Genomic DNA, 12,687 nt, shown 5'->3' with positions numbered 1-12,687 from the left:
TTAGCGGGCATGCGCTCGTCACTGCAGCGGACACCAGGGAGGGCGACACCATGACGGCCATGTCAGTGCGAACCACCGAAGCGATCGGCACGGCGGCGACGCGGTGCGGCGAGGCGGAGGCGGTTTCCGACACGGCAGCGCTTCCTTGGATCGAGGACGCCGGCAAGGTGGCCCCTCAGGACGCCCGGGCCATGTCGAAGCTCTTCTTCGACCGGCTCCAGGTCCTCGAGGAGGGTACGCGCGAGCACCAGTACGCGCGGAACACCCTGATCGAGATGAATCTCTCCCTCGTGCGCTTCGCCGCCTCGCGGTTCCGCAACCGGGGCGGTGACGACACCGAGGACATCATCCAGGTGGGGACGATCGGCCTCATCAAGGCGATCGACCGGTTCGACCTCTCGCGCGAGGTCGAGTTCGCGACGTTCGCGGTGCCGTACATCGTCGGTGAGATCAAGCGGTTCTTCCGCGACACGACCTGGTCCGTCCACGTGCCGCGACGGCTGCAGGAGCTGCGGGTCGAGCTGGCCAAGGCCAAGGAGCAGCTGTCGGCGAAGCTCGACCGCGACCCGACGGTCGCGGAGCTCGCGGCGCACCTCGACCTCCCCGAGGAGGAGATCATCGAGGGTCTCGTCGCCGCCAACGGCTACTCGGCCGGCTCGCTGGACACACCGAGCGCCGACAGCGAATCCGGCAGTGACCAGCGTGCTTACGCCGACGTCCTGGGCGAGGACGACCCGGGGATGGAGAGCGTCGAGAACCTGCACGCCCTGGCCCCTCTGCTGCGGCAGCTCGACGAGCGGGAGCGGAAGATCGTCAACATGCGCTTCGGGCAGGAGATGACGCAGGCGCAGATCGGCGCTGAGCTCGGCGTCTCCCAGATGCACGTGTCGCGCCTGCTGAGCAGGATCGTCCAGCGCCTGCGCACCGGCATGAGCGTCGAGGCCTGATCAACGGCTTGCGCACCTGACAACTGAGGCCCGGCCTGGTGCCGGGCCTCAGTCACATATGCTTCCTGCCGATACGGCCATGGGTGCGCCGTCCGTCGGAAGGGGTGGAGTGTGGCCGAGTCGCCGTTGGACACCTCTGCGCGTGTGCGAGAACTGAACGGGATTCCGGAGCAGCAGAGGGTACCGGCCTCCACCGACACGTCCGTGTGGGACGTCGACGCGGTCCTGCTCCTGGTCGAGGACGACTCAGGGGACGCCCTGCTGGTCGAGGAGATGCTCACCGACAGCGAGCTGGATGCCCCGCTCACATGGTGCAAGACGCTCGCCGAGGCGCGGCGGTTCCTGCTGGGCTGCCGCACGTCGGTCTGTGTACTGCTGGACCTGCATCTGCCCGATGTGCACGGCCTCGACGCCGTCCGTCAGCTGGTCGAGTCCGCCCCCGATGCGGCGGTCATCGTGCTGACGGGTCTGGACGAGTCGGAGACCGGGCTGTCCGCGGTGGCGCAGGGCGCCCAGGACTACCTCGTCAAGGGCCGGATCGATCCCGAGGCGCTGGGCCGCGCGGTCCGTTACGCCCTGCAGCGCAAGCAGGCCGAGCGGTCGGCTGCCGCGATGCGCACCAGCCGGCTGATCGCCCAGGAGAACGCCCGTCTGGAGCGCGCCCTGCTGCCGATCCCGCTGCTGCTGGACGACGGCTTCGAGGTGGCCGCGCGCTACGAGGCCGGGCGCGCCTACGGCCTTCTGAGCGGGGACTTCTACGATGTGGTGCAGACCGCCGACGGCGTGGTGCACGCGGTGATCGGCGATGTGTCCGGGCACGGTGCCGCGGAGGCCGCCCTGGGCGTCTGCCTGCGGGTCGCCTGGCGCACGGCCGTACTGACCGGTGTCTCGCAGCGCGAGAAGATCGGTCTCCTGGAGGGGATTCTCGTCGCCGAGCGTTCCGATCCCCATGTGTTCGCCACCGTGACCACGCTCGTCTTCCCGCCCGGCAGGGACAAGGTGTTCATCGCACGGGCCGGGCACCCCGGGCTGCTCCTGCGGCGCGGCACGGACGTCGACTGGGTGGAGCCCGACGCGGGGATGGCGCTCGGTCTCATGCCCGGCGCCGGCCGCTGGACGATCACCGAGCTGGAGCTCCTTCCCGGCAGTGAGCTGGTGCTGTTCACCGACGGCCTGTTCGAGGGGCGTACGGGGCCCACGTCCCGGCTGGGCGAGGACGGTCTGCTGGCCATGGCCGGCAGGTACGGAACCCTGGAACCCCGCGCGTTCGTCGACGCGCTGGTCGCCGAGGCCACCGAGAGTGCCTCTCCTTACGGCGGACTGGCCGACGACGTCGCCGTTCTTCATCTGGGCTGGAAGGCGAACTCATGAGCACCGCGGAAACCTCCTCCGGGCGGCCCGGCCGGATAGCCCGGCTGTCGGTGCAGAACTGGGTCCATCTGATCCTGGCCGGCTTCGTACTGGTGGTCTGCGGGTGCCTCGTCGTGGGCGGGCTCGTCCTGTCCCGCATCTCCGACCGGACGACGGACCTGGTGGACCGGATCCAGCCCGCCCGCTCCGCCTCGTTCCAGCTGCAGAACTCACTCCTGGACCAGGAGACCGGGGTACGCGGCTTCGCCCTCACCGGCGACACCTCGTTCCTCGAGCCCTACGAGTCGGGCATGCGGGCCGAGCGGGACCGGCTGGCCCGGGTGCGTGCGCTGCTCGGGAACGAGCAGCGGCACGGCGAGGACCTGGACCGGATCGAGAAGGCTGCCCGGCAGTGGCGGACCCTGCAGGCCGAGCCGCTGATCGCCGCGGTGCGCACGAGCGGGCCCACCGGTGCCTCCTCGGCTCCGATCCTGCGGAGCAAGTCGGAGTTCGACGCCCTGCGCACCCTGTACACCGTCCAGCAGCGCCATCTGGACGACGCACGCGACGCCGCCCGCGCCCAGCTGGATGACGCGCGCACCACTCGGGACCGGGTGCTCGTCGCTCTGGTCGCCGGCTTCGTGCTCGCCGTCATCTCGCTCAGTCTGCTGCTGCACCGCATGGTGGGCCGTCCGCTGGACGCGCTGGCCGCGGCGTCGGGGAAGGTGAGGTCGGGCGCCTTCGCAGGAAGGATCGAGGTCCGCGGCCCCTCCGACGTCAGGGCGGTGGCGGCGGCGGCCGAGAACATGCGTCAGCGTCTGGTCGCGGAGCTGGCCGAGTCCCAGGAGCGGGAGACGCTGCTGTCCGAGCAGACCGCGGAGCTGCGACGGTCCAATTCCGAACTCGAACAGTTCGCCTACGTGGCCTCGCACGACCTCCAGGAACCGCTGCGGAAGGTGGCCTCCTTCTGCCAGCTGCTGGACAAGCGGTACGGCTCGGAGCTGGACGACCGCGGCCGGCAGTACATCGACTTCGCTGTCGACGGTGCCAAGCGGATGCAGGTGCTCATCAACGACCTGCTGACCTTCTCCCGGGTGGGCCGGGTGCAGCAGAGCTGGAAACCCGTCGACCTCGAGGCGGCCCTGGACAGGGCCCTGTCGAACCTCACCCTGGCCGTGGAGGATTCCGGAGCCGTCGTCGTACGCGACGATCCGCTGCCGGAGCTGCTCGGCGACTCGACCTCGCTCACCATGGTGTGGCAGAACCTCGTCGGGAACGCCGTCAAGTTCCGCCGCGCCGACGTGCCGTGCAGGATCACCGTCGGGTGTGTCCGGGAAGGCGACGACTGGCATCTGACGGTCGCCGACAACGGCATCGGGATCGCGCCGGAATTCGCCGACAAGGTGTTCATCATCTTCCAGCGCCTGCACGCCCGCGACGAGTACGAAGGAACGGGCATCGGGCTCTCCCTCTGCCGTAAGATCATCGAATTCCACGGTGGCCGGATCTGGCTGGACCCGGAACCCGCCGAGGGCACACTGATTCACTTCACCCTGCCGGTGCTTCCTGAGGCACCCACACACACGACGGCGGAGCTGCTCGCCCCCGCCCCGCTCACCCCCCGGTCGGGAGACACCCAGTGAACGACGACGTCAAGCCCATCGAGGTCCTGCTCGTCGAGGACGACCCCGGCGACGAACTGATGACCCGTGAGGCGTTCGAGGACAACAAGATCCGCAACACCCTCCATGTGGTGCGCGACGGCCAGGAGGCGCTGGACTTCCTGTACCGCCAGGGCGAGTACGCCGACGCTCCGCGCCCCGACCTGGTGCTCCTCGACCTGAATCTGCCGAAGTACGACGGCAGGCAGGTGCTGGAACGGATCAAGACCGACCCCGACATGGCGCTGATCCCGGTGGTGGTACTCACCACGTCGTCGGCGGAGGAGGACATCCTGCGCAGCTACAAGCTGCACGCCAACGCCTACGTCACCAAGCCGGTCGACCTGGAGCAGTTCATCGGTGCGGTACGCCAGATCGACGACTTCTTCGTGAGCGTGGTCCGGTTGCCCCCACGTGCGTAAGATCTGGAGGGATCCCCCCGGAGTGGGATCTCTCGACGCGGGTAGACGAACGGCGAGAAGAGGTCTATGACCTCCCCTGCGGCGCCTTGGCTGGAGCACATGAACGAACAGGCCACCTCACGGTCGGACGCCCCGCTGCAGGGGTCCCCGTCCACGGAGGTTCTGCTCACCGCTGAGGTGTTCGACGGCGAGCCCGGATGCATCGCGCAGGCACGCGCGCTCGCCGACCGTTTCCTGGCGCGGCTGGTGGCGGAGTGGCTCGCGGTCCTCGGCGAGCACACCCGCAGCGATCTGATGCTGGCGGTCAGTGAACTCGTCACCAACGCGGACCGCTACAGCCATGGCCCGTACCTGCTGGAGCTGGAGGGCGACGCGCGGCGCATAAGCGTCACGGTGTACGACAGCAGCACGGCGCTCCCGGTGCTCTACTCACCCGATCCGGCCCGCCTCGGCGGTCACGGCATGGAGATCGTGGTCGCCCTCTGCGACCGGGTCACGGCCGAGCGGGTCCCCGTAGGCAAGCGCATCCGCGCAGAGTTCATGCTCAGCACCTGAACGGGCTCTCCGGCCTCCCCTCCCGGGGCATATGCCCGCCGCGACGGCGTTCCGTGCACCCGGCGCAGCGGGAGAACAGCACCGCGTGACCTCCGCGACGAACTTCTGAGCCTTCGGGCCAGGAGGACTACCGTCGAGAGGAGGACCCAGGAGGGATGGACGTACTACTGGAGCAGTACGCCGAATCGCCGCCTCAAGGACGACGACGCGGCGGCTCCGACGGGACATCGTGGTCTGCATGAGCTCCCTCGCGTTTTCCGTGCTGCTGTCACTGGTCTCCGCGGTCGCCTACGCGGCCGGCGCGATCGTCCAGGAGCGCGTGGCCGCGGCCGGTGACAGCCGCCCGTACGCACCGCTGCGCAACGGCGCCTGGTGGGTGGCCGTGGCGCTCAACGGTGTGGGAGCCGTGCTTCACGTCGTGGCGCTGGCGTACGGGCCGCTCAGTCTCGTGCAGCCCCTGGGAGCCCTGACGATCGTCTTCGCACTTCCGATGGCGGCGCTCTTCGTCCGCCGCAGGGCGGGGCGGACCGCATGGCGTGGCGCTCTGATGGCCACGGTCGGCCTGGCCGGGCTGCTGGCTCTCACGGGCAGCGCCGGATCGCACACGCTGGCAGGACCTGAGCAGCTGGTGCTGGCGAGCGGGACCTTCGGTACCGTGGCGGCCCTGATGGTCCTCGCCCGGGGGATGCGCCGGCCGATGCTGCGCAGCGTGGTACTGGCCACCGGCGCCGGCGTCGCCTTCGGTATGGCGTCGGTGTTCACGAAGACGGTGGCCGTGGAGTGGACCTCAGGCTCGGTGGCCTCAGGTCTGCCGACCCTCCTGGCCATCGCGGGGCTCGCGGCAGCGGGACTGCTGCTCTCCCAGGCGGCGTACCGGGGCGCGGGGCTGGCGGCACCGCTGGCCACGGTCACCGTGGTCAATCCGGTTCTGGCTGCCGCCGTCGGTATCACCATGTTCGGGGAGCAGTTCCGCTACGGCATCACGGGCACCCTGCTCGCGCTCGGCTGCGGCGCGCTGGCGGCGGCCGGTCTGGTGCTGCTGACCACGGAGCGGGTGGGAGCGGAGCAGCGTGGGCCGGAGGGTACGGGAGCCGGGCGGCGGACGCCGGAAGGAGCGGGAGCCGGGGACCGTACGCGGGAGGGGCACGCCGGTGTCCCGGCCGAGGGCTCGGCGGTGTCCCGCGCGGTCGTACTGCCCGAGCCGGCGAAGCCCGCCGCTCCCCTGGGAGCGGCGGTGCTGCCGGACCCTTTTCCGGCGCCGACAGCACTCTCCCTTCCGCTGACCCTGCCGTTGGACCACGGCGGCGGGCGCGTGGAGTTCGGCGGCGGACGGACCGCTGCCGGCTCGGCTCGCCGAGGTGACTTAGAGGGCCGGGCGGGACGTGTTCAGACGCTCGCGCCGCCGGCCCTGAGGTAGGCCAGGGGGTCGATGTCGGACCCGTAACCGGGGCCCGTACGGATCTCGAAGTGCAGGTGCGGGCCGGTGCTGTTGCCGGTGGACCCCGAGCGCGCGATCCGCTGTCCGCTGCCGACCTGCTGCCCCTCGCGCACGAGGAGAGAGGAGAGGTGGGCGTACTGGCTGTACCTGCCGTCGCTGTGCCGGACGACGATCTCATAGCCGTAGGCGCCCGCCCAGCCGGCCGAGACGACCTTCCCGGAGGCGACGGCCTTCACGGAGGTGCCGGTGGGGACCGGGAAGTCGACGCCCGTGTGGTAGCCGCTGGACCATGAGCCGGCCTGGTGGTAGGGAGTGCCGGTGCGGGCCGACACGGGGGCGGTGAAGCCGGACTGCGGCTTGGACGCCTTCTTCTCGGCCTGGGCGGGCTTCGCCGTCCGCTTTGGGGCAGAGGTTCTGGGCTTTTCCGCGGCCTTGGAGGCGGCGGGCCCGGGAGTGTCTCTTTCCTCGGCCTCGGGAGTGTCGGTCCTGGGCTCGGCCTTCTCCTTGGCCTTCGGGGTGGCGGTGGTCTTCGGGGCGGCGGGCCGGGGCGCCGCCTTCTGCCTGGGGGCCGCGGGCGGCGTGGCCGCCACGTCGAGGGTGAGCCGCTGTCCCGGGAGGATGAGGTCGGGGTCGGCACCGACCACGGTGCGGTTGGCCGAGTACAGCCGCTGCCAGCCGCCCTCGACCCGCTCGGCGGACGCGATTTTGGACAGGGAGTCGCCGCGCGCGACGGTGTACGACTCACGCAGGCCGGGCACGGTGGTGGGTGACGTCTTGGCCGCAGCGGTGTCACGGGCTGTCTTCTCCGCGGCTCCGGACTCCCCCGCCTTGTCCTGCCCCGCGTCGGCAGCGACCTGGCGCTTCGTCTGGGGGGCGAGGTCGGGTGCGTCACCGCCCTGCTTCAGGCCGGCCCGTACGGAACACGTCGGCCAGGCTCCCGGGCCCTGCCCGTCGAGCACCTTCTCCGCGACGGCTATCTGCTGGTCCTTGGTCGCCAGATCGGCCCGCGCGGCGAACGCCGTGCCACCGTAGGCCGCCCAGGTCGACCGGGTGAACTGCAGTCCCCCGTAGTGGCCGTTGCCCGTGTTGATGTGCCAGTTGCCGGTCGACTCGCAGGCGGCGACCTTCTCCCACACATCCGTCGTGGCGGCTCCCGCCGAGGCGGCCGTGAGAAGCGGGAGCGCGATGCCCGCGCCTCCCGCCGTCACCGTGAGCGAAGCTCGGTTGATACGGCTGGGCTGGTATCTGCGGTGCCGTCCGGTCGCGGCCATGATCGGGCTCCCCCACTGCAGTAGGACACGTCGCAAGCGGCCAACTTATGTGCATACAAAGGGTGATGACAAGTGAACAGTCAGCAGGCGCCACCCGTGCACCCGGCACACACCCCGGGGTACGAACCGGCGGACATCGGCCGGACCTCGTCGGTCACCGTGGGAGAGCGCTCTATCCCGTGGACCGCCCTCCTGTATCGCGACAGGAGCGTGCCATGTGCTGCGGGAACACGGCAGGCGCGTGCCCGAGGACGTGGCAGTGGTCGGCTTCGACGACAGCAGCGCCGCCTCGGCCTGCCGGCCGCCGCTCACGACCGTACGCCAGCCGGTGGAGGACATGGCGGCGGAGATGGCCGGGCTGCTGCTGGACCGGTTGGCCGCACCGGACGGACCGGCGACGTCGGTGATCTTCGAACCGGTGCTGGTGGTACGGGATTCCGCGTAGGACGCGCCGGCCCCTCAGTCCCCCGCGGTCCGGCCTTGGCTCGGTGCCGCACGGGCCGCGGCCGGGGCGGTGCCCGGAAGGGGCGGCTGCTCCGGGCGGGTGCCGCCGCGTGCCAGGAAATCGGAGAGCGGCAGGGTCGCGGCGCCCACGGTGACCGCGTCCGGGCCCAGGTGCCCCAGCTCGATCGTGGTGCGGGCGACCGCGTGTTCCAGCGCGTATGCCTGGACGTACCGGCGGATCTCGGGGAGCAGGTGCGGGCCGATGAGGAGGCCCGCCCAGCCGCCGAGCAGAATCCGTTCGGGAAGGAAGAGGTTCACCAGGTCGGCCAGGGCCGCGCCCAGGCACTCGGCCGTCTCGTCCAGGATCGAGACCGCCACCGGGTCCGGGGCGGCGCCACCCCGGGGCGGACGGGCGGCTGCGAGCAGTGCGGCGAGGGCGGTCTCGTCGTCGGCCTCCGCCGACAGCGGACCACCCGCCTCCTGCCAGCGCTCCCGCATGGCCTCCGCGCCCGCATACGCCTCCAGGCAGCCTATGGAACCGCAACGGCACCGGCGGCCCCGTAGCTGCACCGTGGTGTGGCCCCATTCCAGGGCCGCGTTCGTGACGTCCTCGTCGAGGATGTCTCCCCGGTTCACGCTCGCGCCCACTCCCGAGCCGATCAGGGCCACAGCAGCCGTATCCGCTCCCCGGCCTCCGCCGAACCACATCTCGGCCTGCCCCAGCGTCTTCGCGCCGTTGTCGATGAAGAACGGCACCTCCGGCGGCACGTCCACGACCTCGCGGAGCAGCCGCTCGAAGGGGACGGCGCTCCATCCGATGGTCTGACCGTGCACGACAACGCCTGGGCCGCCCGCTGCCGCCGGGGCGTCGCGTTCGATGATGCCGGGCACCCCGATACCGATGCCGAGCAGCGTGCGGGGGTCGGCCCCCGCGTCACGCAGGACGTCGGCCACACCCGAACGGACGTGGCCGACGATCCGCTCGACGTCGTAACCGTGCTGCGCGAGCAGGCGGTCCGTGCGGGCGAGCTCCGTCAGCGAGAGGTCGAACAGCTCGACGCGCACCCGGGTCTCGCCGATGTCGATGCCCACGAACAGCCCACCGCCAGGGGCGATCCTCAGCAGGGTGCGGGGGCGCCCGCCGTCGGAGTCGACGATGCCCGCTTCCTCCAGAAGCCCCTCCGAGGCCAGCTCGGTGACCACATTGCTGACGGATCCAGAACTCAGCCCGGTCACGGGTCCCAGCTCCTGACGGCTCAACGGCCCGTCGAAATGCAACCGTTGCAGGACCCGCGCCCGATTTCCCTTTCGCAGGTCACGCACGGTCCGTCTGCTGCGCTCAGCCATGTTGCTCCCTTCGCCCCGGCAACATACCCCGGCCCTCGGCGCCCGAATTTCTGCACATCCTGAATCATGCGGGCGTCGACGGGCTCACCGCAGGAGCCGTCAAACGCCCGGTGGGGAACTGCGACGGCCCCGGGCCGGAGGGCGCGATCATGGCGTGGGAGTTCCGCCGCTTATGCTCGCCGTATGGAGCAGAGCGAAGTCCTCAAGCGAGTGATCGGCATCCTCACGGAGGCGGGCGAGATGCAGCGCCATGCCGAGGAGGACGCGGGCGACGGCGACCTGGACGCCGGAGGGAGCATGGTGACGACCCTCCTCAACGAGACGATGCCGCACATCGCCATCCCCTCCGACGCCACCGTCGAGGAGATGGCCGCCCTCGTGGGCCGCGAGGTCGGTGGCGCCGTCGAACAGCTGGTCGGCGCGTTCACACTGGCCTTCATCGCGCTCGCGCAGATCCACGACTCCGGTCAGGGGGACGTGACTTCCGCTGACGTGCTGCAGGACCTGGCTCTGCGTGCCGAGGAACTGAGCTCGGGCGAGGAGGGTCCCGAAGGGCCTCTCTGAACCCGTCGCAGTAGCGGCGGACCCGGCGTCGCGGAGCAGATGGGGATCTCCGCCGGCCGGAGTGGGAATCGAAGGAGGCCGAGGCTGCGCTCGTCCGGCACTACCCGCGTCTCGTGCACCCACTGGCGGTCCCCCACCGGGACCTGGTACGTACTCGCCGCCGGCAGTCGCGCCGTTCGGCGGATCGAGGTGGCGGGCTCCGTGCGCCGTGTGTCCCACAGCCCGGCGTTCCGTTGAGCTGCCCGCTGTCGTCCACGTACTTGCTGCCGAGCAGCACCTGGTGCGTGAGCGGGTCGCCGTCGGGGTCGGAGACCGACGCCCTCACGGTGAAGGGCTTGCCCGCCTGTACGTCCGAGGTGTTGTCGACCGTCATGCCGGTGATCACGGGCGGGGGCGCCTTGCAGGCGGTGCCGCCCGCGAGCGTGCGCGGAGGCTGCTGAGGTCTGCTGCGACAGAGGGGCCACCCTGCTGCCGCAGCAGACCTGTCGCGTTCCGCCGGGTCGCCGGGACGCGGAATGATCAGCCGTCAGGCCGTGTGGAGAGTCAGCCCGTAGCGGTTGAGGATCTCGTTGATCGGCTGGTGCCAGGTCTCACCGCCACCGCTGCAGTTGCCCCAGCCGCCCGAGGTGACTCCTTGGGCCTGGTCGCCGCTGATGAACGAGCCGCCGGAGTCACCCGGTTCGGCGCAGACGCTGGTCTTCGTCATCTGGCGGACGGCACCCTGGCTGTAGTTCACCGTCTCGTTCTTGGCGAGGACGTTGCCGCAGTGCCAGTGCGTCGTGGAGCCGGAGCGGCAGACCGAGGCGCCGATCGGGGCCTCGTTGGAGCCGCGGACCAACTGGTCGGAGACGGTGCCCCAGCCGAGGACCACGGGGACGGTCCACCAGCCGCTGCCCACGTTCACCCAGGCGTAGTCGTTCTCGGGGAAGGACGAGCCCTGGAAGGAGCCGATGGCCGAGCCGTCCCAGCCCCTGACCGCTCCGCCCGCCTGGCCGCAGTGGCCTGCCGTGACGAAGCCGCCGTGCACGGAGAAGCCTATGGAGCAGCGGACGTTGCCGGTGTAGTACGGGTCGCCGCCGACCGTTCCGGCAGCGAAGGTCTGCGGCGCCTCGGCGGTCCGCTTCACCGTGACGGGGCCCGCCTTGCGCGCCTTCGCGACGAATGCGCGGACATCGTTGTCACCCTGTTCGGAGGCGACGACGTTCACGACGACGCTGTTCGCCCGCGGATCGACGTGCCAGCTGCTTACTCCGCTAGGCGCGGAGAGTGCGTCCAGCCGGTCCTTGGTGGCGTCGAGCTCCCGCGCCGTGTGGTCGACCACGCGGGTCTCGGCGCCGGTCGCCCGCACGGCACCGGCCTTGGCGCTGTCCGTGACGGCGACCGTCAGCCGGCCGCTGCCCGCGTCGAACCACGAGCCGCCGAACGACGCCCCGGCCGCGCTCCGCGCCTTTCCCTGCAGCGCCGTAGCCGCCTTCTCCGCGGTGAGACGCTTCTCTGCCTGATCCTTCGTCAGCCCGAGGTCGCGCTGCATGGCCGTGACGATCCCGGCAGAGGCCTGAGGTTCGGCGGAGGAGTGGGGGTCGGCTGCCGCGGCCTGGGTCAGGCCGGCGGTCGCCCAGGTGCCGATGATGAGCAGTGCGGAGAGACCGGTCCGCACCATCGTCGTGTGTCTCAAGGGAGTGCCCCTTCTGTTGTTCCAGCATCGTGGGGATGGAACAGGAAGCATCCGAGAACCTTCTGAGAGCGCTCTCAGAGTTGCCGCCTCGGACTGTAGTGCAGTTCGACAGGCAGGTCCATGCCAATGACGGCCGCGAGTTCACCGCCTCACCCGGGAAGCGGGATGCGATCAGCGGGGCCCGGCGGCCCCGCCCGGATCGGCCTCACCAGCACGCGTCTCCTCTCCCCCGTACGCGCACCAGTCGGGGGACCCACGGCCTGTCGCCCCCGCCCAGCGCCTCCGGGCACCGATCCTGAGGACACCCCTTCCGATCCCTCGCTCAGGAAGCCCGGTGACGCCATGACAACCGATCCGCCGTCGGCGGCCGGTGTGCACGTACCTGACACCGCGCTCGCGAAGGAGGCGACCGAGCTCGTACGCGACATGACCGACGAGCTCGTCTACCACCATTCCCGCCGGGTCTTCCTCTTCGGCGCCCTGCAGGGGCGCCGGCGGGATCTCTCCTTCGACCCGGAACTGCTGTACATCGGCGCCATGTTCCACGACCTGGGCCTGGGCGAGGGCTTCCGCTCCAGCGGTCGGCGCTTCGAGGTGGACGGCGCGGACGAGGCGCGCCGCTTCCTCCAGTCCCGTGGGGTGCCGGAGGACAGCGTGCGGCGGGTGTGGACGGCCATCGCCCTGCACACCACTCCGGGCATCCCGGCCTTCATGGAACCCGAGGTGGCGCTGGTGACGGCCGGCGTCGAGTACGACGTCCTCGGCATCGGTTACGAGGACGTCCCCGACGCCGACCGCGCCGCGATCGTCGCGCTCCATCCACGGCCGGACTTCAAGCGGCGGATCCTCGCCGCTTTCAACGAAGGGATCCGCCCGAAGCCGGAGACGACCTTCGGCAACATCAAGGCCGACGTTCTCCAGCACTACGTTCCCGGCTTCGAGCGCGGGGACTTCGTACGCGCCGTTCTCGAATCGCCGTGGCCGGAGTGACGGCGCCCAGCCTTCGGTACCCG

At 70.6% G+C, this 12,687-nt stretch carries 11 protein-coding genes and 1 pseudogene; 9 read left to right on the top strand and 3 right to left on the bottom strand.

What is annotated here, in order from left to right:
- Positions 1–50 precede the first annotated feature (50 nt).
- From BFF76_RS18825 to BFF76_RS18800, 6 genes are all read left to right on the top strand, one after another.
- Positions 51–947, top strand: coding sequence for an RNA polymerase sigma factor SigF (locus BFF76_RS18825; RefSeq protein WP_031095296.1), 897 nt, complete (start codon positions 51–53; stop codon positions 945–947).
- Positions 948–1,058: 111 nt separating this feature from the next.
- The gene (locus BFF76_RS18820) at positions 1,059–2,318 is read left to right on the top strand and encodes a PP2C family protein-serine/threonine phosphatase (protein ID WP_042836728.1); all 1,260 of its coding nucleotides are present in this window, start codon (positions 1,059–1,061) and stop codon (positions 2,316–2,318) included.
- Positions 2,315–3,940 (top strand): sensor histidine kinase, encoded by a 1,626-nt coding sequence (locus BFF76_RS18815; protein ID WP_065848680.1) that lies wholly within the window; start codon positions 2,315–2,317, stop codon positions 3,938–3,940. The genes BFF76_RS18820 and BFF76_RS18815 overlap by 4 nt, the downstream gene beginning before the upstream one ends.
- On the top strand, positions 3,937–4,380 hold the full coding sequence (locus BFF76_RS18810) for a response regulator (protein ID WP_031095289.1): 444 nt from the start codon (positions 3,937–3,939) through the stop codon (positions 4,378–4,380). The genes BFF76_RS18815 and BFF76_RS18810 overlap by 4 nt, the downstream gene beginning before the upstream one ends.
- A 99-nt stretch (positions 4,381–4,479) precedes the next feature.
- Positions 4,480–4,935 (top strand): ATP-binding protein, encoded by a 456-nt coding sequence (locus tag BFF76_RS18805; protein WP_053929840.1) that lies wholly within the window; start codon positions 4,480–4,482, stop codon positions 4,933–4,935.
- Between the two features lie 238 nt (positions 4,936–5,173).
- Entirely contained in the window at positions 5,174–6,352 is a 1,179-nt protein-coding gene (locus BFF76_RS18800; RefSeq protein ID WP_208604859.1) for a DMT family transporter, read from the top strand.
- Here the strand turns inward: BFF76_RS18800 and BFF76_RS18795 are convergent.
- Entirely contained in the window at positions 6,322–7,644 is a 1,323-nt protein-coding gene (locus BFF76_RS18795) for a transglycosylase family protein (RefSeq protein WP_065848678.1), read from the bottom strand. The two genes, BFF76_RS18800 and BFF76_RS18795, sit on opposite strands and share 31 nt — an antisense overlap.
- 196 nt (positions 7,645–7,840) lie before the next feature.
- On the opposite strand from BFF76_RS18795, the pseudogene BFF76_RS18790 reads away from it, so the two are divergent.
- Positions 7,841–8,089 (top strand): annotated as a pseudogene (locus BFF76_RS18790) (substrate-binding domain-containing protein); the annotation flags it as partial.
- 14 nt (positions 8,090–8,103) lie between these two features.
- Here the strand turns inward: BFF76_RS18790 and BFF76_RS18785 are convergent.
- Positions 8,104–9,435 carry an ROK family transcriptional regulator gene (locus BFF76_RS18785; RefSeq protein WP_031095283.1) on the bottom strand — a complete coding sequence of 444 codons (1,332 nt, stop codon included), beginning with the start codon at positions 9,433–9,435 and terminating at the stop codon, positions 8,104–8,106.
- 183 nt (positions 9,436–9,618) lie between these two features.
- Between BFF76_RS18785 and BFF76_RS18780 the strand changes: the two genes are divergently transcribed.
- Positions 9,619–9,999 (top strand): hypothetical protein, encoded by a 381-nt coding sequence (locus BFF76_RS18780; protein WP_031095282.1) that lies wholly within the window; start codon positions 9,619–9,621, stop codon positions 9,997–9,999.
- Positions 10,000–10,525: 526 nt separating this feature from the next.
- On the opposite strand, the gene BFF76_RS18770 is transcribed toward BFF76_RS18780, so the two are convergent.
- The gene (locus tag BFF76_RS18770; protein ID WP_053929836.1) at positions 10,526–11,659 is read right to left on the bottom strand and encodes a S1 family peptidase; all 1,134 of its coding nucleotides are present in this window, start codon (positions 11,657–11,659) and stop codon (positions 10,526–10,528) included.
- A 357-nt stretch (positions 11,660–12,016) separates the two neighbouring features.
- Here BFF76_RS18770 and BFF76_RS18765 point away from each other — a divergent pair, with 357 nt between their 5' ends.
- Positions 12,017–12,664, top strand: a complete 648-nt coding sequence (locus tag BFF76_RS18765; RefSeq protein ID WP_031095279.1) for an HD domain-containing protein — start codon at positions 12,017–12,019, stop codon at positions 12,662–12,664.
- Positions 12,665–12,687: the final 23 nt, after the last annotated feature.

This window comes from Streptomyces mutomycini (assembly GCF_001700505.1).
GTDB lineage: Bacteria > Actinomycetota > Actinomycetes > Streptomycetales > Streptomycetaceae > Streptomyces > Streptomyces mutomycini.
This window is presented reverse-complemented; position numbering and strand designations above follow the sequence as displayed.

What these genes read in the sequence shown, in the direction of transcription:
- BFF76_RS18800 (WP_208604859.1), top strand. Translation starts at nt 5,174, where the DNA reads ATGAGCTCCCTCGCGTTTTCCGTGCTGCTGTCACTGGTCTCCGCGGTC.
- BFF76_RS18825 (WP_031095296.1), top strand. Translation starts at nt 51, where the DNA reads ATGACGGCCATGTCAGTGCGAACCACCGAAGCGATCGGCACGGCGGCG.
- BFF76_RS18795 (WP_065848678.1), bottom strand. Translation starts at nt 7,644, where the DNA reads ATGGCCGCGACCGGACGGCACCGCAGATACCAGCCCAGCCGTATCAAC.
- BFF76_RS18815 (WP_065848680.1), top strand. Translation starts at nt 2,315, where the DNA reads ATGAGCACCGCGGAAACCTCCTCCGGGCGGCCCGGCCGGATAGCCCGG.
- BFF76_RS18805 (WP_053929840.1), top strand. Translation starts at nt 4,480, where the DNA reads ATGAACGAACAGGCCACCTCACGGTCGGACGCCCCGCTGCAGGGGTCC.
- BFF76_RS18765 (WP_031095279.1), top strand. Translation starts at nt 12,017, where the DNA reads ATGACAACCGATCCGCCGTCGGCGGCCGGTGTGCACGTACCTGACACC.
- BFF76_RS18785 (WP_031095283.1), bottom strand. Translation starts at nt 9,435, where the DNA reads ATGGCTGAGCGCAGCAGACGGACCGTGCGTGACCTGCGAAAGGGAAAT.
- BFF76_RS18780 (WP_031095282.1), top strand. Translation starts at nt 9,619, where the DNA reads ATGGAGCAGAGCGAAGTCCTCAAGCGAGTGATCGGCATCCTCACGGAG.
- BFF76_RS18770 (WP_053929836.1), bottom strand. Translation starts at nt 11,659, where the DNA reads ATGGTGCGGACCGGTCTCTCCGCACTGCTCATCATCGGCACCTGGGCG.